This is a genomic window from Paraburkholderia terricola, from assembly GCF_900142195.1.
Lineage (GTDB): Bacteria > Pseudomonadota > Gammaproteobacteria > Burkholderiales > Burkholderiaceae > Paraburkholderia > Paraburkholderia terricola.
Genome location: NZ_FRAB01000025.1, coordinates 59,280 through 79,493, shown reverse-complemented (window position 1 = coordinate 79,493; position 20,214 = coordinate 59,280). Strand labels below are relative to the sequence as shown.

The 20,214-nt window shown below is 61.1% G+C and carries 16 protein-coding genes; 11 read left to right on the top strand and 5 right to left on the bottom strand.

Going from position 1 to position 20,214, the window contains the following annotated elements; all coding sequences use genetic code 11:
- Positions 1 to 15 precede the first annotated feature (15 nt).
- Positions 16 to 291 carry a DUF4148 domain-containing protein gene (locus tag BUE39_RS20895; RefSeq protein ID WP_073430622.1) on the top strand — a complete coding sequence of 92 codons (276 nt, stop codon included), beginning with the start codon at positions 16 to 18 and terminating at the stop codon, positions 289 to 291.
- 105 nt (positions 292 to 396) lie between these two features.
- Here the strand turns inward: BUE39_RS20895 and BUE39_RS20890 are convergent, their stop codons facing one another.
- Positions 397 to 1,173, bottom strand: coding sequence for a glucose 1-dehydrogenase (locus BUE39_RS20890; protein WP_073430621.1), 777 nt, complete (start codon positions 1,171 to 1,173; stop codon positions 397 to 399).
- Between the two features lie 138 nt (positions 1,174 to 1,311).
- On the bottom strand, positions 1,312 to 1,593 hold the full coding sequence (locus tag BUE39_RS35195) for a hypothetical protein (protein ID WP_176035819.1): 282 nt from the start codon (positions 1,591 to 1,593) through the stop codon (positions 1,312 to 1,314).
- Positions 1,594 to 1,962: 369 nt separating this feature from the next.
- Here BUE39_RS35195 and BUE39_RS20880 point away from each other — a divergent pair, with 369 nt between their 5' ends.
- From BUE39_RS20880 to BUE39_RS20850, 7 genes are all read left to right on the top strand, one after another.
- Entirely contained in the window at positions 1,963 to 3,441 is a 1,479-nt protein-coding gene (locus BUE39_RS20880) for an NAD-dependent succinate-semialdehyde dehydrogenase (protein ID WP_073430619.1), read from the top strand.
- 78 nt (positions 3,442 to 3,519) lie between these two features.
- Entirely contained in the window at positions 3,520 to 4,488 is a 969-nt protein-coding gene (locus BUE39_RS20875; protein WP_073430645.1) for a sugar ABC transporter substrate-binding protein, read from the top strand.
- A 42-nt stretch (positions 4,489 to 4,530) separates the two neighbouring features.
- Positions 4,531 to 6,069 carry a sugar ABC transporter ATP-binding protein gene (locus tag BUE39_RS20870; protein ID WP_073430618.1) on the top strand — a complete coding sequence of 513 codons (1,539 nt, stop codon included), beginning with the start codon at positions 4,531 to 4,533 and terminating at the stop codon, positions 6,067 to 6,069.
- A 14-nt stretch (positions 6,070 to 6,083) separates the two neighbouring features.
- Positions 6,084 to 7,328 carry an ABC transporter permease gene (locus BUE39_RS20865; RefSeq protein WP_235004912.1) on the top strand — a complete coding sequence of 415 codons (1,245 nt, stop codon included), beginning with the start codon at positions 6,084 to 6,086 and terminating at the stop codon, positions 7,326 to 7,328.
- Positions 7,329 to 7,816: 488 nt separating this feature from the next.
- Positions 7,817 to 8,422 (top strand): (2Fe-2S)-binding protein, encoded by a 606-nt coding sequence (locus BUE39_RS20860; RefSeq protein ID WP_073430616.1) that lies wholly within the window; start codon positions 7,817 to 7,819, stop codon positions 8,420 to 8,422.
- Positions 8,419 to 10,677 carry a xanthine dehydrogenase family protein molybdopterin-binding subunit gene (locus tag BUE39_RS20855; RefSeq protein WP_073430615.1) on the top strand — a complete coding sequence of 753 codons (2,259 nt, stop codon included), beginning with the start codon at positions 8,419 to 8,421 and terminating at the stop codon, positions 10,675 to 10,677. The genes BUE39_RS20860 and BUE39_RS20855 overlap by 4 nt, the downstream gene beginning before the upstream one ends.
- 32 nt (positions 10,678 to 10,709) lie before the next feature.
- On the top strand, positions 10,710 to 12,074 hold the full coding sequence (locus tag BUE39_RS20850) for a c-type cytochrome (protein WP_073430614.1): 1,365 nt from the start codon (positions 10,710 to 10,712) through the stop codon (positions 12,072 to 12,074).
- Positions 12,075 to 12,178: 104 nt separating this feature from the next.
- Here the strand turns inward: BUE39_RS20850 and BUE39_RS20845 are convergent, their stop codons facing one another.
- On the bottom strand, positions 12,179 to 13,381 hold the full coding sequence (locus tag BUE39_RS20845) for an MFS transporter (RefSeq protein WP_073430613.1): 1,203 nt from the start codon (positions 13,379 to 13,381) through the stop codon (positions 12,179 to 12,181).
- 484 nt (positions 13,382 to 13,865) lie between these two features.
- On the opposite strand from BUE39_RS20845, the gene BUE39_RS20840 reads away from it, so the two are divergent.
- From BUE39_RS20840 to tcuB, 3 genes are all read left to right on the top strand, one after another.
- Positions 13,866 to 14,798 (top strand): LysR family transcriptional regulator, encoded by a 933-nt coding sequence (locus tag BUE39_RS20840; RefSeq protein ID WP_073430612.1) that lies wholly within the window; start codon positions 13,866 to 13,868, stop codon positions 14,796 to 14,798.
- Positions 14,799 to 14,917: 119 nt separating this feature from the next.
- Positions 14,918 to 16,330: an FAD-dependent tricarballylate dehydrogenase TcuA gene (gene tcuA, locus BUE39_RS20835; protein ID WP_073430611.1), complete on the top strand. Its 1,413-nt coding sequence runs from the start codon at positions 14,918 to 14,920 to the stop codon at positions 16,328 to 16,330.
- On the top strand, positions 16,317 to 17,489 hold the full coding sequence (gene tcuB, locus BUE39_RS20830; RefSeq protein ID WP_073430610.1) for a tricarballylate utilization 4Fe-4S protein TcuB: 1,173 nt from the start codon (positions 16,317 to 16,319) through the stop codon (positions 17,487 to 17,489). Before tcuA ends, tcuB begins: the two co-directional genes overlap by 14 nt.
- 254 nt (positions 17,490 to 17,743) lie before the next feature.
- Here the strand turns inward: tcuB and BUE39_RS20825 are convergent, their stop codons facing one another.
- A complete protein-coding gene (locus tag BUE39_RS20825; protein ID WP_073430609.1) occupies positions 17,744 to 19,078 on the bottom strand; it encodes an NAD-binding protein in 1,335 nt (444 codons plus the stop codon).
- Positions 19,079 to 19,155: 77 nt separating this feature from the next.
- Entirely contained in the window at positions 19,156 to 19,908 is a 753-nt protein-coding gene (locus BUE39_RS20820) for a hypothetical protein (protein WP_235004911.1), read from the bottom strand.
- Between the last annotated feature and the right edge of the window lie 306 nt (positions 19,909 to 20,214).

Sequence of the window (20,214 nt, the reverse complement as noted above, 5' to 3'; positions counted from 1 at the left end):
TCTGGAGCTACGACCATGAAACGCAAACTTCAAGTTCTTCTTATCACACTCACCATGTCGGTGCCCATGCTGGCCTCGGCGCAATCGTCTGCTCAAGGTCTGACGCGAGAGCAGGTCCGTCAGGAAACGGCTGACTACGCAGCGGCAGGGTATAACCCCGCGCGTATGAATCCGCGGACCTGGGTGGACGACGCGCACGCGGCGTCCGCGAAGGTTATGCTCGCGAGAGCGGAAGGCGCCTCCAGTCAGCTCGCGGCCAATAAGAGTGAGGACAACGCTCACTGCAACTGATCGTTGTATTCCGCGATGTAGTTGTCTATAGACGCTCGCGAGCAAAGGAGGCTATGGGACGTGAGTCCCATAGCCTCTTTGTGTATGCCAGGCGGTCGGCGACGCTTACAGGCCGGCAGTTTGCCCACCATCCACGACGACCGCATGACCGATGGTAAAGCCGGCGACGTCGGAGCACAGCCAAAGAACCGTATTGGCGATTTCCTCTGGCCGCCCCAGACGCCCGATCGGTTCCTGCGCGATCATCCGCTTTCGGTTTTCTTCTGTGCCTTGAGTAAAGCGGCCAATCATCGGCGTATCGATGATGCCGGGGCATACCGCGTTGATGCGCACACCGTCTTTTGCATACTCGAGTGCCGCCGACTTCGTGAGGCCGAGCACGCCGTGTTTGGCGGCGCAGTAGGCGCCCTGTCCGCGAATACCTACGACCCCCGCGCCCGAAGACGTATTCACGATGGAACCTCCGCCGTTCTTCAGCATGAGAGGGATCTGATACTTCATGCAGTAAAAGACGCCGCCCAGGTTCACGCGCAGATTGCGTTCGAAAAGTTCGTCGCTTATATCAGCGGTGTAGGCGAGAGCCTGCTCGATGCCCGCGTTGTTGAACGCGAAGTGAAGTTTGCCGAAGGTGTCCATGGTAGCGGCAAGAGCCGCCTGCACATCACCGGGATTCGAGACGTCGCATTTGACAGCAAGCGCGCGTACGCCTTGCTCCTCGATCAGCCGCGCTGTCGCGCGGGCACCTTCTTCCGACAGGTCGACCGCGACGACATCGGCGCCTTCCTGGGCAAAGGCCAACGCGGTGGCTTGTCCGATGCCGGCTGCAGCACCTGTTACGAAGGCCACTTTGCCCTCGTAGTTCCATTTGCGATGAGTCGCCATTGATTCGTGTCTCCATCAAGTTGGTTGCTTGCCCGGAGGCGAGCGGGGTACGGAAAGCGCTTCGTTACATCAATGGCAGTTCGCCGGGCGATCGTCGCGAAAGTGTCACTTGCCATGCCTTTGACGCGAGCGGTTCGCTCAGATGCCTGGCTCGGCTCTATAGATGGCGCTGCGTCGCTCGCGTACTTGCAGTTGTTCACCTGTGCGGAGATAGACCCAGCAATACAGCGTGTTTCCGGTACTGTCGCGGATGAGTATCTCTTTGCCAGGGCGCCCGGCAAATGACGCGGTGGAGTGTCTCCTTCCAGAATAGGTTATTGCCTCGGCGGTTGCCGGGTCCAGTTCGTTTTTATTGCCTGAAGGTAAGCTGAACTGACTGTGATTTACCCGCTGGCGCGTATTGCGCAGGGACAGTCGCATTAGGGAGTTTCCCTTAACCCCGCGATCACCCGTATTGGGCGACAGCGCGCTCCTCGTCGCCGAGGGCTCCGCAGTGGGCCTCCGAGGGCGGTGTTTCGGCCATGGAGATCGCGGTTTAGCAATGCTTACCCTCAACCGCAGAAAAACCAACTAGACCTAACCGTGGGCTCAGAAATAATCTTCAACAAACGGAGACACCTCTCTTCAAACAGCAGTTCATCGGCATGGAAATCTACGGCTACATCATCAGATAAGCCCGCAGCCGTTGCAAGTTGAAAGCGCGGCGCCGAGCCGCTCACTCCTAACGTCGCCGCCGCCCATGGGTGCGCCGTGCGCGTGTTCCAGCTAAGGCAAAAAAGGATTTCATCGATGTCGACTTCAGTTCTTCAAAACGAGATGAGCGCGGCGCGGGCGGAATATCCTCGCGTCGGACTTTACATTGACGGGGCGTGGATTTACGACCGCGAAACTGCCGTCGAAGTAAGAAATCCCGCAACCGAGGAGGTGTTAGGCAAGGTGCCGAAGGCCACTGGCGAGGACCTTGCGCGCGCATTGAACGCAGCAGCGCGGGGCTTCATGACGTGGCGCGATACGCCCCCTCAACAGCGCGTCAAGGTAATCCAGAAAGCCACGGCTTTGATGCGCGAGCGGCTCCCGTTGATTGCATCGACCATTACGCTGGAAAACGGCAAGCTCTACGCCGACGCCTATGCGGAAGCCGACCGGTCGATGAACTTCTTCGAATGGAACGCGGCGCAATCATTGCGCGATTACGGCCTGATTGTTCCGGCCGAACCGCAGATGCAGAAGTTCGTGATGCGTCAGCCGATTGGCCCGGTGGCCGCTTTCACGCCCTGGAATGTGCCTATCAGTTCTGCGGCACGCAAGGTGAGCGCGGCGCTGTCGGCGGGTTGCCCGGTCATCCTGAAAGCCGCGGAAGAGACGCCCGCCACCGCATGTCTTCTTGTGCGCGCCTTCGAAGAAGCGGGCCTGCCGCCCGGCGTGCTGAATCTCGTCTTCGGCAATCCGGCGGAGATCTCTTCCACGTTGATTGCCTCACCGGTCATTCGACTCGTGACGTTCACCGGCTCGGTCGGTGTCGGCAAGCATCTCACGCAACTCGCGGCCGCGGCCATGAAGCCGGTACTGATGGAATTGGGCGGACATGCTCCAGTACTGGTCTGCGAAGGCGTCGACGGTGCGGCAGTCGGCCGGCTTGCTGCGCGCGGAAAGACAAACGCGAGCGGCCAGATCTGCGCATCTCCGTCGCGTTTCATTGTTCACCGCAGCGTGTACGACGAATTCGTCGCGGCTTTTGCCAGTGCGGTAGGCGAGGTGCGCGTCGGCGACGGCTTCAGCCAGACGGCGCAAATGGGCCCGGTGGCGAGTGCCCGGCGGCTTTCCGCAATGCAGTCGCTGGTCGCGGATGCGAGGCAGCGCGGCGCCCGTGTCGCCGCGGGAGGCGGGCGCATTGGCGAACGCGGCTATTTCTTCGCGCCGACCGTGCTGGCCGACGTCCCGTTCGACGCCGATGCAATGACCGTTGAGCCCTTTGGTCCTGTCGCCGCGTGCGTGCGAGTGGACGACCTGAACGACGCCTTGAAGCTTGCGAACAGCCTGTCAGTGGGCCTCGCGGCGTACGCTTTCACCAACTCGTTGCAAGATGCCGAACGTATCAGCCGCGAGCTCGAATGCGGCGTGCTTTCGATCAACCATTTCGGCACACCCGACGCCGATACGCCTTTCGGTGGGGTCAAGGACAGCGGCATTGGACGGGAAGGAGGCCCGTCGACGCTCGATGCGTACATGGTGACGAAGACCGTGTTGCAGAAGACAGTATCTATATAGCGAAGCATCAGGAGGCAGCCTCGCGCATCAGCGGGCGCAAAGCTTCTTGATAGCTCGATAAACATGTTGGAGACGATGATGAACAAGCAATTCAGGAGGCTGGGATTGATCGGCCTTGCGAGCGCCACGGCGTTTCTCGCCGGCGCGGCGACAGCCAAAGACGTCACCCTCGGCTACGTCGCCGCGGGTATGCAGTATCCGTTCAATGTCGCGGCAGCGAGGGGGTTCGAAGCAGCAGCGAAGGCGGCAGGTGTGAAGACGATCATGCTCGACGCCAAGACGAGTGTCGAGCGGCAGGGTAACGCCGTGGACGATCTCATCGCGCAGAAGGTGGACGGCATTGCAGTACTGCCGATCGATGCCGTCGTCGCTCAATCGTGGGTCGACCGCGCCACATCGCACAATATCCCCTTCGTTGCAGTGGCCACGCAGATCGGCGATCCGCAGAAGCACGCCATCAACGACGTTTATCCGAAGCTCACCGCGCTCGTCGCGAGCGACGAAGTGCACGTCGGGTTCGACGCGGCGCAGATTGCAGCGAGGCTGCTTCCGAAGGGACGCACCGCGAAAATCGCGATTGTCGAGGGGGCGCCAGGTTATCCGACTGTATGGCAGACCACCAAAGGCTTCAAAGAAGGCCTCGATAAGGCCGGCGTCAAATATCAGATCGTGGCTTCGCAGCCGACTGACTGGACGCCTGAAAAGGGCGAATCCGTTTGCCAGAACATCCTCGTCGCGCACCCGGATGTGGACCTGATCTTCAATCAGGCCGACGACATGGTGATCGGCTGCGCCCGCGCTGTGCGCGCAGCGGGATCGCATGCGAAGCTCGTCAGCCGCGGTGGATCGAAGCTCGGCATCAATGCGGTGAAGATGGGCGATGTCGACGGAACGGTCTGCATTCAACCGGGAAAGATGGGCGAGCGCGCGTTCAAGGCGCTTTACGCCGCGGTGACAGGTCCCGACACACAAAAAGCCAGGTTCATCGACGTCGACACTCCCGAAGTCACCAAGGCCACACTGTCCAGTTGCGTGCCCGAGTGGTAAGCAAGCGTGCTCTCAACCGAGGTAGTAGCAGGAGGTAGGCAAATGGTCAATGAGATGCCGCTATTGCAGCTTGAAGGGGTGACGAAGACATTCCCCAATGGGCTGACCGCACTGCGCGGAGTCGACCTGGAAGTATCGCGCGGCGCAGTGCATGGCTTGCTCGGTGCAAACGGCGCCGGTAAATCGACGCTCATCAAAATCCTTTCCGGCTCGCTTCCGGCTACCGGCGGGCGGATCGTCTGGAAGGGCTCCGCCGTATCGTACTCGAGTCCGAAAGCCGCGAATGATATGGGAATTGCGACGATCCATCAGCATATCCCGCTCGTGGCGACGCTCTCCGTACTTGAAAACGTGTTCTTGAGCGAGGAAGGCCGTTGGCGCCGTAACGCGAAGATCCGGCAGCGCTTTGCGGACCTTTGCGAGCGCGTCGGTTACTGGCTCGATCCCGATGGGCTTGTCAGCGATCTGTCCATCGGTCAGCGTCAGATGGTTGCAATTCTCCAGGCGCTGGGTACGGGAGCGGACCTGATCGTGATGGACGAGCCGACAGCGTCACTTGCCGCAAGCGAGCGCGAGGTTGTCTATCGCATCGTGCAGCATCTGTCGCGCGTCGAAAACAAGGCCATTGTGTTCGTCTCGCACTTCCTCGACGAGGTGGTGGCGCTCACTGACCGCGTCACAATTCTGCGCGATGGCCAGGCAGTGGTCGATGCACAGACTTGCGATCTCAACGAGTCGCGGATCGCCGAAGCAATCGTGGGCCGGCAAATCGTCGCGCTCGAGAAGGCGGCAGTGCAGCCGGTCGACGAGGCCGCTCCTGTGCTGCTGGAACTCAAGAACCTCGCTTCTGCCGACAAGCTCGAACCGATTTCATTGAAGGTTCGCGCGGGCGAGGTCGTCGGAATTGCTGGACTACTCGGGTCGGGCCGTAGCGAACTTCTTCATGCGATTTTCGGCGCCGACGCTGACGCCACCGGCGAGGTGTGCGTGGAAGGCCGGCCGATCCGCAGGTCCACTGCAGCGGCCGTGCGGGCCGGCATGGGTCTGGTTCCCGAAGACCGGATGGCGCAGGGTCTCGTGCCTGGGTTCGAGGTCTGGCGCAACACGACGCTTCCGGCTCTGGACGGTGTGTCGCGATGGAGCTGGCTTCCGGATCCGTTCCGTGAGCGCGGGCGCGGCGCGGAGGCCATTCGGCGCCTGTCGATCAAGGCGAATTCGCCGGACATCGTCGTGACCGAACTGAGCGGCGGCAATGCACAGAAAGTCACTATCGGAAAGTGGTTGTTCAGCGACGTGAAAGTGTTCCTGCTGGATGAGCCGACCGCCGGAATCGACATCGGAGCAAAGACCGACATTCTGCTGCTGGTGCGCGAACTCGCCGCAGCGGGCAAAGCGGTGATCATGGTTTCCTCCGAGTTCGAAGAGATCCTGGCCGTGAGCAACCGGATACTTGTCATGCGCGACGGGCGTTGCATCGCGCAACGCGCGGGCCACGAGACGTCCGAACATGAACTGATTTTATTGGCGGGCGGCAAGAGTGCGAACTCGGCTAGCGCGCAGCAAGCTGGCGCGCAACCTTGAAAAAGCGAGTGATCATGAACCTTACGACTTCAACCCATTCCGGGCCTCGGCACGGCACCAAGGGAGGCGCGGGTAGCCCGACGGACGACGCGCCCGCCACGGCACAACAAGAGGCCATTGACTGGCGCCGGGTGCTCAGTCTGCGCGAGATGGGTGTGTACTATGCGCTGATATTGCTTGTGCTCGTGATCTCCGCGGTCACGGTATATACGGGCCGGCCGAGTTATCTGAGCGTCGCGAATATCTCGAACGTGTTCTATCAGTCGTCTCTCGTCGCCATCATTGCGGTCGCGATGACCGTCATTCTTATCACGGGAAACTTCGACCTGTCCGTCGCTTCGGTGGCGGCCCTTTCGGCGGCCGTGCTGGTAGGTCTTGCGGATACGCTCGGCTTCTGGCCGGCCGCGCTCGTCGCAATGCTCGTCTCCATTCTGGCTGGTCTTTTAAACGGTGCGATCGTTCAGTACCTCGGGATCAATGCATTCATCGTTACGCTCGGCACCTTGACCGCAATTCGCGGTGTTGTGCAGATCTATACGGATGGCCGCTCGTTGTCGGTCGAAACACCCGAGGCGTTGCAGGCGATGCGGTTTTTCGAATCGGGCCGTCTGCCGATTGCGATTCCGTTGCTTCTGATCGGTGCGGCGCTGCTTATAGCGGGACTCAGGTTGTTGGTGCGAGCGCGCCGTGAAACGCGTCACGCTTCTCCCACGTCGATTGGCATGGTCGTCGCCAGCGTGTGCTGCTTCGCTCTCGTCTACGCGGGCGGGATGACATTGGCGATGCCGAAGCCTGTCGTCTACATGGCCGTTTTCACGCTGATCGTCTGGTTCGTTCTCAGCATGACGAATGTCGGCCGGCGCCTATATGCGGTGGGCGGCAATCCGGAGGCGGCGCGTCTGTCCGGTATCAATGTAACGCGCTACAAGATGGCCGGCTTCATTCTCTGCAGCGCGGCGGCAGGTTTTGGCGGCATTCTGTTCGGCAGCCGGCTCGGCGCGGTCAATCCGACTGCGATGCAAGGCGCGGAGCTCACGGTGATCGCCTCGGCCATTCTTGGCGGGACTTCGCTCTTCGGCGGCGCAGGCTCCGTCATTAAGACGCTGGCGGGTGCATTGCTTCTTTTTACGCTAACAAACGGATTCAACATCCTGAACCTCGGAGCGAACTATCAAGGCGTCGTCGAGGGAACGGTGGTGGTGACGGCAGCCGCTATCTATACGGTCGGCGGATCGCGGCGCGGCAAGCGCCACGCGTAAAAGTCACGTTGCTGGGCGTGAGACATGGCAAAGCAAAGTTCAATCCGAACGCTCTCGGCGGGTTCCATCGGCAACTTCGGAGAGCTTTACGATTTCGCCGTATTCGGATTTTCGGTTCTGATACTGTCGGCGCACTTCTTCCCGGGAAGCGACCGCGCGGCAGCGTTGTGAGCGCAGCGCCAACCCGATTGCTTTATCAAATGAGCAGTGCCTCTGACGCCGTTCCGTGCGTGAAACGAAGCGCAGTGCTAGCCGGATAGCTTTATCAAATGAGCATGCCGGTGCCCCTTTTTTTCCATGGATGCATGTGCCGGTCACTATGCGCTGATCGGCATTCGTGAAGTGTCCTCATAGACCCTATCTCTAGCGGGCCGTTAATTCCGGGCGCATGCGGTGCTAGCATCGCGACGGCTACGGTTCGCATCGATCCGGCAGTAGCCGGCGGGACGTCGCGCGCAGATTCTAGTCTAGGGAGGGGGTTGCAGGTCATGCTACTTGAGATCAACGGAAACACTCACGACGTGCAGTCAGACGGCGATACGCCTCTGCTGTGGGTCATCCGCGACGAGCTCGGGCTCACGGGCACGAAATACGGCTGCGGGTTGGCGCAATGCGGGGCTTGCTCCGTGATGGTCGACGGCGTGCTGATGCGCTCCTGCGTGACGCCCGTGGAGGGAGTGACAGGGCGGAAGATCTCCACGATCGAGGCAATCGAGCAGGATGATATCGGCAAGCGCGTGGTCGCCGCGTGGATCAAACATCAAGTCCCGCAATGCGGCTATTGCCAGTCCGGTCAGGTTATGGCGGCCACCGCGCTTCTCAAGCAGACTCCAAACCCGACGGACGAACAGATTGCGGCGGCAATGGTCAATCTGTGCCGCTGCGGAACCTATAACGCGATACGCGCCGCGGTTCATGACCTCGCCGGCAATCCGGCCGCAAAGAGCGCAGCGGCCGCTTCGTCGAACACGACGCCGGAACATCCGGCGCGCAAGGCCGCCACTGCGGCGACGGCTCTCGCAGGCATCGCCGTGGTGAGCGCCATAGCGGGCAAGAAGTCCAAGCCCGCGAAACACGGGAGCGACGAAGCATGACGAATCTCTTCGATACTCCCGAGCAACGCGAGGCGTTCCCGACCGGCGAGCCGACGAATATCTCGCGGCGCCGTTTTCTCCTTGCTTCCGCAGGCACCGCGGCAGGTGCGCTTGTACTCGGCTTCGGCATCCCGGTCGGCAAGGCGCGCGCACAAGGCACTGCTGCGGCGCCGAAGCCCGGCACGCGCGTTCCCGCCTATCTCGAGATCCGGCCGGACAGCACGATCCGTCTGCAAAGTCCTTTCATGGAAGGCGGGCAGGGCGTCATCACTGCTCTCGCGCAAATCGTCGGCGAGGAGCTCGACGCGGATCCTGCGAGCTTTGTCGTCGAGCATGCGCCTCCCGGCGCTGACTACAAGATCCTGCCGAACCAGATGCGCTTCACCGGCGGCAGCATGTCGATCCGCATGAGTTACCCGACGATGCGCCATCTGGGCGCGTCGGCGCGCCGGATGCTGCTGCAAGCCGCATCATCGGAGTTGCGCGTGCCGGTCGATGCGCTCACTACCGAGCCGGGGAAAGTCGTGCATGTCGCCTCCGGCCGATCGCTCAGCTACGGGCAGCTCGCCTCGCGCGCGATGGATATGCCGGTGCCCGATCCGTCGACCGTCAAACTGAAGGATCCCGGTCAGTTCCGCTGGATTGGCAAATCTGTCCAGCGCCTTGACGTGCGAGATAAATCGACCGGCAAGGCGATCTACGCGATCGACTGCCGCGTCGACGGCATGCTGCACGCCGCGGTTCAGCACGCGCCGCGGCTCGGCCTGACCGTGCGCGCGATCCGGAACGAGGATCAGGTCCGCACGATGAAAGGCGTGCACTCGGTGCACCGCTTGCCTGGCGCTGTTGCAGTGGTCGCAGAGCGCTGGTGGAATGCGAAGCGTGCAGCGGAGGCCCTTCAGGTCGACTGGCAGGAACCCGGGCCTGACTCCGCGGTGCGTTATATGCCTGCCGACTTCTCGACGGCGGCATTTGCCCAACGCCTCGCTAACGAGAAAGGCGCGGGCGACAACGCGGAAGTTGCGGGTAATGCTGCCGACGCATTCGCGGGTGCGAAAAAGGTTGTCAGCGCAACCTACCACAGCCAGTACCTGAACCATGCGCAGTTGGAGCCGCCTTCGGCTCTTGCGCGGTTCAACGCGGACGGCACCGTCGAGGTGTGGACGCCGAATCAGGCGCCCGAATTGTACCAGGCCGACATTGCAAAACGCACCGGCCTCGCGCCGGAAAAAATCATTATTCATTCGCCGCTTCTCGGCGGATTCTTCGGCCGTCATTTTCCTTATGGACCCGCTCTGGTTCACCCGCAGGCGATCCAGTTGGCGAAGGAAGTCGGGCGTCCCGTGAAAGTCATCTGGAGCCGTGAGCAAGAGTTTCTGCGCGATGCATTGCGCCCCATGGCCGCCGTGCGCTTTCGCGCCGCACTCGACGATAAAGGCATGCCGACTGCTATCGAAGCAGTGACGGTCACCGAGGGGCCGACGGAATCGCTAGCGAACAAACGCGGCGAGAAAGTCGACGACAGTGCTGTCGAAGGCCTGGTCGGCAAACACTACGCGATTGCCAATCGCCGCATCGCGCGACTCTATGTGAAGACACCAGTCGTGCTCGGTTATTGGCGCTCGGTCGGCAGTTCGATGAACGATTTTTTCTACGAGAGCTTTGTCGATGAACTGGCAGACGAAGCCGGACACGATCCCTACGAATTGCGCATGCGCCTGTTGCAAGGCAACGCGCGGCTGACCACGCTGCTGCGCGCGGTCGGCGATTTGTCGGGCGGCTGGAAGCGCGGCCCCTTCACCGCTGCGGACGGCACGCGGCGCGCACGTGGTGTGGCGATGGCAAGAGCCTTTGGGACGGAGACCGCGGTCGTCGCCGAGGTGTCCGTCGAACAGGGGCAGGTGAAGGTGCATGACATCTGGGAAGCAATCGATCCGGGCAGCATCGTCAATCCGGCCATCATCGAGGCGCAGGTAAACGGGGCGGTAGCGCTCGGGCTTTCCGAGGTTCTGCTCGAGGAAGCGGTGTACGAAAAAGGCATGCCGGTCGCGCGCAACTACGACATGTATCCGATCCTGCCGCCGGCTCGCATGGCGCGGGTGCATGTGCGGATTATCGAAAGCGGCGCGGAGATGGGCGGCATTGGCGAACCGCCATTGCCGGCCGTCCCTCCTGCGGTCGCGAACGCGGTAGCGCGGCTCACAGGTCAACGTGTTCGCAGCATGCCGCTCTCGCGATACACGTTCAATAGCTGACAAAGCTGCCAACTCACGGACAGCGACCAACAATGACGAAACGCTGGTTTGGAAAAACTCTTGCCCTGCTGTTGCTGGTGTGCCTGATAGCGGCTGCCGGCATCACATGGTTCGTGACTCGCACGCCCGCCTCACCATTCGATGCGATCGCCGGCACGGCGACCTCATCGGCTGACATGATCCGCCGCGGCGAGTACGTCGCCCGGCTCAGCGACTGCGTGGCGTGCCATAGCACTCCAGAGAGCGCGCCGTTTGCCGGCGGACTCGAAATGGCGACGCCGATGGGCTCGATCTTCGCCACCAACATCACGCCGGATAAAGACACGGGCATCGGCCGCTATAGTCTCGCGGACTTCGACCGGGCCGTGCGCCTAGGCGTCGCACGCGACGGCCACCGGCTCTATCCGGCCATGCCGTATCCGTCGTATGCGAAGCTGGACGTGGACGACGTTCGCGCGCTCTATGCCTATTTCATGCATGGCGTGCAGGCCGTCCGTCAGGAGAACAGACAGAGCGAGATTGCGTGGCCTTTGAATATGCGCTGGCCCCTTGCGCTGTGGAACTCTGTTTTCGCGGAGCCGCGTGCTTACGAGACGAAAGCTTCCGGCGATGCACAGTGGAATCGCGGTGCATACATCGTTCAGGGGCCCGGTCATTGCGGCAGCTGTCACACGCCTCGTGGCGTGACCATGAATGAACAGGCACTCGATGAAAGCAGTTCGCTCTATGTTTCCGGGGCTTTGCTGGACGGCTGGTATGCGCCGAGCCTGCGAAGCGATGCGAATACCGGACTGGGCCGCTGGAGCGAGGACGACGTCTTCCGGTTCCTGAGAACGGGGCGCAGCCGGCATGGCGTCGTGTTTGGATCGATGGCCGAGGTGTTCAACAACTCGACGCAGTACATGACTGACGGCGATTTGCGGGCGGTGGCCCACTACCTGAAGTCACTGCCGGGTGATCCGAAGCGCGACGGGCCGCCGTGGCAGTACGATGCGGCGTCCAATAACCATCTTGCGCTCGAGCAGCGCGCGAAGGTGCCGGGTGCGCAGACATACATGGCAAAGTGCAGTTCGTGTCACGGCGTGGACGGCCGCGGACAAGGGCAGTGGATACCTTCGCTGGCAGGCTCGGCGTCGTCGATGGTGAAGGAAAGCGCTTCTTCCATCAATGTGACGTTGAACGGCTCGGCTCGCGTTGTGGCGGATGGCATTCCGGACGCCTACCGCATGCCGCCGTTCCGCAAGCAACTCTCCGATCAGGAGATCGCCGAGGTTCTCGGTTTCGTTCGAACTTCGTGGGGCAACGCGGGCGGCGCAGTCAATGTCGATGACGTGAAGCACCTGCGCGAGCGGACCAATCCTGCAAGCAGTAACGTGATCGTGCTGCAAATGCGCTGACGTTCAATTCCGATGCCGGCCACGACCTCGCGTTTTGCCGGAATCAGCACTCGCACGGCTGGGACCACAGATTGCTGGAGCACTAACGGGGCCGCGTTATGCAATCACGCGGCCACCCGATGCTTGGGCTTGCGAAGCAGCTGAATAGATACGCCAGCGGTGCAGGCAACGATCACCGCGCTGACCATGAAGACGGCACGCAGTCCTGCGTGCCCGCCCACCCATCCAAGCGCCGGACTTCCAATTGCCATCGCGACATCCAGAAAGACGGTGTAAAGGCCCATTGCCGTTCCGCGATTCTTTGGCGCAATACCGCTGACTGCCTCGACGCCGAGTCCCGGATAAACGAGTGAATAGCCGAAACCGGCAACGGCCGCCCCTACAGACGCGACCAGGCTCGTCTTGGCCAGCCACATGAGCAGCAGACCTGCAGCTTCGAAGACGACGAACACGGAAGCAACTCTTGCTCCTCCGAACCGGTCCGGTAGGTGGCCTGCAATTGCACGCGCTGCAATCAGTGCGACGCCAAAGGCGGTGAAGGCCATCCATACAGGCTGCCAGTGCATAACGGTAAAGAACAGCGAGCTGAATGCCAGGATTGTGCAGTAACCCATACTGGCGAGTGCCGCGCCGAGCCCAGGCAGCCAGACGGCCTGCACGATCGTACTGAACGAGGCGTGTTCGCCGTGGGCCTGCGGCACGACTGCGGGTGTTCCGGCCAGATAAGCCAGCACCATCAACGGCAGCAGCATGGTCACAAGCGCGATCGCCAGGAAACCAAACGACGTGTAAAGAATGGTTCCGACGGGACCGCCGAGCGCCATCGCCGCGAACATGGCTGTTCCAACCCAGGCGATGACTTTCCCGGCATGTTGCCGGTGGACGAGACCAAGCCCCCACGCGACGCCGCCAGTAATGATGAAGCTTTCGGCCCCGCCGAGAACCGCACGGCCGGCAAGCAGAATCGAAACAGACACCGTCGGCACTTTCACGAAGGCGAGCGACAGCAAGTAGAGCAGCCCTGCCGCGGCTGCGGCACTGAGGCCGACGAGCACGCCGCGCTTTGCGCCGCGCCGGTCCGAATGCGAGCCTGCCCAAACACGCGAGAACAGGGATGCTGCGAACTGCGCCCCAGCCACGAAGCCGACAACGAATGGGCCGAAGCCCAGATCGTTGTTCACGTGTAAGGGCAGTACCGGAAGCGCTACGCCGATGATCAGGAAGCCGGCGAGCACGGCGGTCATTACCGGCGCCAGCGTTGCAACAACGGACTGCCGGGCAGCTTCCGCCAAAGGTGACTCAGCCATACGATGCGCCTCTCATTCTGTATGCGGGGGTTTGTTGTTTAATAAGTCAAACATTCGACGAATCCCACGGTGTTTCACTGAATGAAACGTAATTTAACAAATGGAACGTGCTTCATAATAGACCGGAATGGCTTCCGCCGACAACCATACGGATCCGTGGCACATCGGTCCGCACGTTCAATCGGTCCGCACGCCTCGGTCGTCGAAGCCTGACGACGCATTACGAGCGTGACCGCAACTGGAAATTGAGGCATGATTTGCGGAAGGTGGCGAGCGGTCCCCGTCGCGTACCTCACTGATTAAAGTGGCAATCGCGGTGTGTTAGACCGTAAGCGGCGGAGTGCGCACCGAGCTGCACCTCACGCCCCCAAGCTGAGGCAAACCACTTCGCGCAGCTCGGCAATAGCGTCACCTCGCGCGCATAGAACTAACTCAACGGCGTTCACGATTGGCACAGTGGTTCTGCCCATGAGGGAGACATTTCTTGGAACTCCGGCAACTTCGTTATTTCGTTCGTATCGTCGAGTGCGGCAGCATGGGGCGTGCTGCTATCGAGCTGGACGTCGTAACGTCGACACTCAGTCAGCAGATCAGCCGGCTGGAAAGCGAGTTGTCTGTCCGGTTGTTACAGCGCACCAAGACAGGAATTCAGCCGACGGAAGCGGGGCTCGCATTCTGGCATCGCGCTCAACTGGTATTGCGTCACGCCGATGACGCAGCGCGCGTCGCAAAGGCGGGTCGACTCGCCGGCCAAGTCGCCGTTGGCTTTGCGCCCAGTACCTCGGGCGTCGTTGCCTTGCCGTTCATGCGGGCAATGCGCGAGCGCTATCCGGACATCAGTTTGCGTGTGGTCGAGAGTTTGTCGGGAAACCTCGAGTCCATGCTTGTCGCCAGGCAGATCGACCTGGCCATACTTTTCGGGTCGGCTACGGGAAAGCGACTGAGCACCGTGCCGCTACTCGATGAGCGGCTATTTGCGATATCGGCTGCGCGATCCGATCTGCCGGCGAATGCGAAGGGGCTGTCTATCCGGGAGCTTGCGGCATTCCCGCTCATCGTGCCGAGCGGCAATCATGGATTGCGCGTACTGATCAATGCGGCTTTCGCGAAAGCGAATTGCCAGATAAACCTGGCCGCGGAGATCGACGGGCTTGCAACCCTTATGGAAGCCGTCGGCAGTGGGCTCGGCGCCACTATCCAGCCTGGCGCGGCGTTGGCGCGGTGCGACGCCACGGCGTTTCGGATAGTCCCTGTCCATAGCGCTTATCTAACCCGGCTCAATCAACTCGCCAGCCTTTCCGATGACGAGCTATCGCCTGCCGGTCTCGCTGCGCGCGTCGTTCTCAAGAGCGTCACACGTGAACTCGTCAGCGCGGGAAAATGGGCGGGGGCAAAGCTGGTCTCCGACGATTCGTAACACCATCTGACCGCACGGCACCTCTTCACGATTCGTGAAGAGGTGTTCAGCCGACTCTGGTGTCAGTGCTCCTCTGCGTCATCTAGACTGCATCGAGAATTGGCGCAAAAGGGGTGACCATGCTGGACGTTCTTGTAATTGGCGGCGGTAACGCCGCGCTTTGTGCCGCGCTGATGGCCCGTGAAGCGGGCGCGTCGGTAATTCTGCTCGAGGCAGCGCCCCGCGAATGGCGCGGAGGAAACTCGTCGCACACGCGAAATCTGCGCTGCATGCACGATGCACCACAGGATGTTCTCGTGGAAGCCTACCCCGAAGAGGAGTACTTCGACGATCTGTTGAAAGTAACCGGCGGACTAACAGACGAAAAGCTCGCGAGGATAGCCATACGCGCATCGTCGAGTTGCCGTGACTGGATGCGCAAGCACGGTGTCAGGTTCCAGCCGCCGCTTTCGGGTGCGTTGCACGTCGCCCGCACGAATGCGTTTTTCATGGGCGGCGGAAAGGCGTTGGTGAATGCGTATTATCGGAGCGCAGAGGCACTCGGCGTTCGCATCCGGTACGACGCGTTGGTCGACAAGATCGAGCTCGACGGCAATCGGTTTCTGGCGGCACATGTCGGCGGCGAGCGGATTCAGGCGCGGGCATGCGTGCTCGCTGCCGGCGGGTTCGAGTCGAACCGGGAATGGTTGCGCGACGCCTGGGGACAGGTCAACGGTGAGTGGGTCGCCGATAATTTCCTGATTCGCGGCACGCGGTTCAACAACGGCGTCGTCCTGAAACACATGATCGACGCCGGCGCGGACGCGATTGGCGACCCGTCGCAGTCGCATTGCGTCGCAATCGACGCACGCGCTCCGCTTTACGACGGTGGCATTTGCACGCGCGTCGACTGCGTGTCGCTTGGTGTTGTGCTCAATGGCAAGGCGCAGCGCTTCTATGACGAGGGCGAGGACTTCTGGCCCAAACGATACGCAATCTGGGGACGGCTGGTGGCATTTCAGCCGGGCCAGGTCGCCTATTCGATCATCGACTCGAAAGCGATCGGGCGGTTCATGCCCCCCGTATTCCCCGGCATTCGTGCCAATTCGCTCGAGGAGTTGGCGCGCTTGACGGGGTTGGACGAGGCGGCCTTCGTCGAGACGATCAAATCGTACAACGCTGCCTGCCGCGTGGGCACATTCAATCATGCCGTACTCGACGATTGCCACACCGAGGGGATCGAGCCGCCGAAGACGCACTGGGCCCAGCCGATCGACAAGCCGCCGTTTTACGCCTATGCATTGCGGCCGGGCATTACGTTTACCTATCTAGGCCTGAAAGTCGACGAACGCGCGACCGTGCATTTCGGTGGAAAGCCCTCGCCAAACCTTTTCGTCGCAGGGGAAATGATGGCCGGCAACATTCTTGGCAAGGGTTACACCGCTGGCATCGGCATGGCGATCGGTACGGCTTTCGGCCGGATCGCCGGCACGGAGGCGGCGCTTGCTGCGCAGCGGATCAATCAAAAGGAGCAAGACCATGCAGTCGCTTGAAGCGCTGGCACGCGAGGCGAGGGCGCTCGCCGAAAACCAACCCGTCATCATGCGTGGAGTCGCGCTCTCGGAAAGCGAAGGCGAAGTCAGTCGGATCATGCAGATCTGCAACGCGTGCCGATACTGTGAGGGATTCTGCGCGGTGTTCCCGGCCATGACCCGCCGTCTTGAGTTCGGACGTGCAGATGTCCATTTTCTGGCAAACCTGTGTCATAACTGCGGTGCTTGTCTGCATTCGTGCCAGTATGCGCCGCCGCATGAATTCAGCGTAAATGTGCCGCAAGCGATGGCGCAGGTTAGGGTGAACACCTATACCGAGTATGCGTGGCCGAAAGCGTTCGGCGTGCTTTACAAGCGAAACGGCGTGACGATTGCATTTGCTCTCGTTGCAGCGCTGACGGTTTTCCTTGCGCTCTTGAGCCGGATTGGTCCTCAGGGCGGAGAATCGGTAGGTGCGAATTTCTATGCGATCTTTCCGCACAATTTCCTTGCGATGGTGTTTGGCGCGGTTTTCCTGTTTTCCGCGATCGCTCTTGGTATCGGCGTGCGGCGATTCTGGCGCGACGAGGATCCTGGCGATGCGTCGCTGGCTGCGGCTCTGGAAACAACCAAAGATGTGCTGACACTGAGATATCTCGGCGGCGGTCACGGAGACGGCTGCAACAACGAAGACGACGCTTTTTCGCTGAAGCGCAGGCGATTGCACCACCTCACCTTCTATGGCTTCATGTTGTGTTTCGCTTCGACGTGTGTCGCCACGCTGTATCACTATCTGTTCAGTCTCGAGGCTCCGTATGCGTATACGAGTTTGCCTGTGGTGCTCGGGACGGTCGGCGGTGTGAGCCTGCTGCTGGGTACGTGCGGTCTGCTTTGGCTTAATGTGAACCGTAATCCGCTTCACGGCGACCCCGGCCAGAAGCCGATGGACAGAGCGTTCATCGTGCTTCTGATCCTGGTCGCTTTGACCGGCCTCGTGCTTGTCGGACTTCGGAGTACCGCTTTGATGCCGACGCTGTTGACGCTTCATCTCGGCACTGTGATGGCGTTGTTCATGACCTTGCCGTACGGCAAATTCGCGCACGGTATTTACCGGACCGCAGCACTTTTGAAGTGGGCAATCGAAAAGCGCCGACCGTCGAATCTGCTCGTTGAAGAGTGACCTGAAAAGCCTTCGCGCGTCGCCTTCTGGTTGGTGGCGCGCTTGCTCGAAGCATGAGCTCCCCAGCGAGTCTGGACCGCCATCAGGACCGCATGGCGCGACATGTGAACTCGTCCGGCGCTGGGACGCTGGGAATCTGCGTGGAGTTGGCCGCCCGACGGCTGCCCGCTAGATCTGCGAGATGGATCCCGACTCGATGATGAAGAGAACAGCAACTTGCCGGGCGGCGCCGGTTCCGATGTAACCGGGGATGTTTAAGCGGAACGCTTCAGGCGGGCGCCCGTCATCGCGTCATAAAGTCCAGCAAGATCTTCGAGCCGGGCGGCGCCAAGCTGATTGACTGCCTGCTCAAGGAGACAGCGGACGGTATTGGCGATAAGCATCGGGGCACCCCGGCGATCGCCGAGCGCACATGCGGCTTCGACACTGTCGGTGACCGACATCAAGTCCCTGCCGGCACCACCTGTGCCGCCGAGCAACTCCGCGAAGACGGACTTCGACGCGTCGCTCCAGCCAGAGCCTCGGCTGATGACCTCAGCCATGTCTTCGAGCCGCAGTCCATACCTCAGACCCGCTGCGATGCATTCGTAGGTGACGAGTCGGCAGAGCGAGGCGATCGCGCTAGTGATGAGATCGGCGATGTCGTGCTGACCAACGTGTTCGATCGATTTGGCGTTCGCCTCCGTGGGCGACGGCGCATCGCTGTTGTCAGCCATCCGCGTGCCGGCCATCGACTCGATGAGGCCGACCATGTCTTCCAACTGCGCGTTGTCGCCGAGCGTATTGACGCCAATCTGTAGCAGGCTCCGAACAATGGTGGTCAGTGGCATCGGCACACGATTGGACACACCGAGCGACACAGCCTGCGTCACGTCTTTTAGCAACAGCGAAAGGGTAAAGTTGGTGGACTGCTTACCTTCCAAGAGTGCCGGCAGCATTTTTTCGGTCGTTTGATTGCGCGCCTCGCTGCGGCTCAGAAAGTCCGACATCGACGCGAGCGACAGCCCGGCTTTCCTGCCGGCCGCCACCACTTCGAGCGTTCCCAGACGGCAACCCGCGTTCATCGCATTGTTGACCGTCTTCATTGCCTGGCCGTCGCCGACACGCGAACCACATCGATAGATGGTCGCAGTAATCGCGCGCAGAGCAGGCAGCGCGCGCTCGAACACGGGGTCGGAAGCAGAGGCCATTAACGTCGCGCCCCCGCTCATGACGATGTGTGGACTCGCGGAGACCGCCGCATCCATCATTTCGACACCCGATTGCAGCAACTCGTCCGCGATGCGCCACGTTTCTTCCGGAATGCCACTGGTCTGATCGACGACGAGCTTGCCGGCGCTCAGTCCTGCTGCGAGCCCGCTCTCTCCAAAAACAACGTTTCTTACGTCCGAACTGCGCGGCAGGCAGAGAAAAATGACGTCGCATCGCCGAGCCAATTCGGCTGCGGTCGGCGCGACGTCGGCGCCGAGCGCGGCAAACGCGTTCGCCGCGCCCGGATTGATGTCCCAAACGCACAGACTATGGTCCGGCAGAAATCTGCGTGCGAGCTGACTGCCAAGTGCACCCAGACCAATATAGCCAATCTTCATTTCGCATCGTCTCCGGGATGACATGAAGGGCGTGCGCCCGAACCCGGCGACTGCCGGGAACGGTGCGTACGTAGTGCTTATCGTTGCTCGCGTGGGTATTGGAGCACGAGCGCCTCGAGGCCGAATTCGCCGGCGCGGAGTTCGAATTTTTCTTCGTTAGGCTCGACGACGACCATGGACCAGAGCGGGAGCTCCTCGTCATTGTGAAGCAGGCTGCCATTGCCTACGAACACATAGTACCCGGCGGCGGCACGTGGATCAGGACCCTGGACGGACATTCCCGCGCCGATCCGCACGACCTGCGCATGCATGCCGTCCTCCACGTCCTGAAAAAGAGTCTCCCAAACCGCTTCGGTGCGCGACTGCATGACCGGCGCAGTGGAAAAGCGCACGGGCTCCGATGTCAGATGCCGGCGTTTGCTGGGTTCCAGCCTGTCACGGTAACCAGGCTTGTCGAGATAGACCGGCTCCGAGTTGCCGGTGTACATGCGCATAGCTACAAAGGAGAGGCCTTGCGCGCCGGAGATGATCGGCCCGTACGCGGTGTGGTGATCCTTGAACTGGACCGTGAGCGGCTCGATCACCTGCTTGCGCGCACCGAGGGTGCCGGATCCGGAGATGAAGCATTGGAACATGCTGACACCGTGGAAGTGCGGAACGATGGTCTCGTGTGCCCTCAACTCGGACATCGTGGCTTGCGGCCCCGGAGCCGAGCTGGATGACGAGCGGGGCCCGAAATACACCGTTCCCCAATGCTGGTTCCCGGTTCCTGGGGAAACGATGGTCTGGCGCTGCGCGAGCGCGTCTGCGCCGCTTCGAGTGTAAATCATCAGTCTTTCTCCTTAGGTCTTGCGTTGCCTGTTGACTCGATCCCCGACGGATCATGTGGCCGCTGACGCTATCGGCGACCGGTGGCGGAATCGTAGCATACGTTTTATTGAACGGCATAAGTTTCGGTCATCGGAACTTTGGCAACACCGTATCGAGACCTGAATCGAGCCGGGCAAATCATCAGCATATTGCCAGCGGGTTTCGGTGGTCGGAACGCATTTCATTTATGTTGACGACGGGCTTGATGCCGACTACAGTTCAAAACAACGCGCGGCATTGCGCACCGGCGGCAGGCGAATATTTCC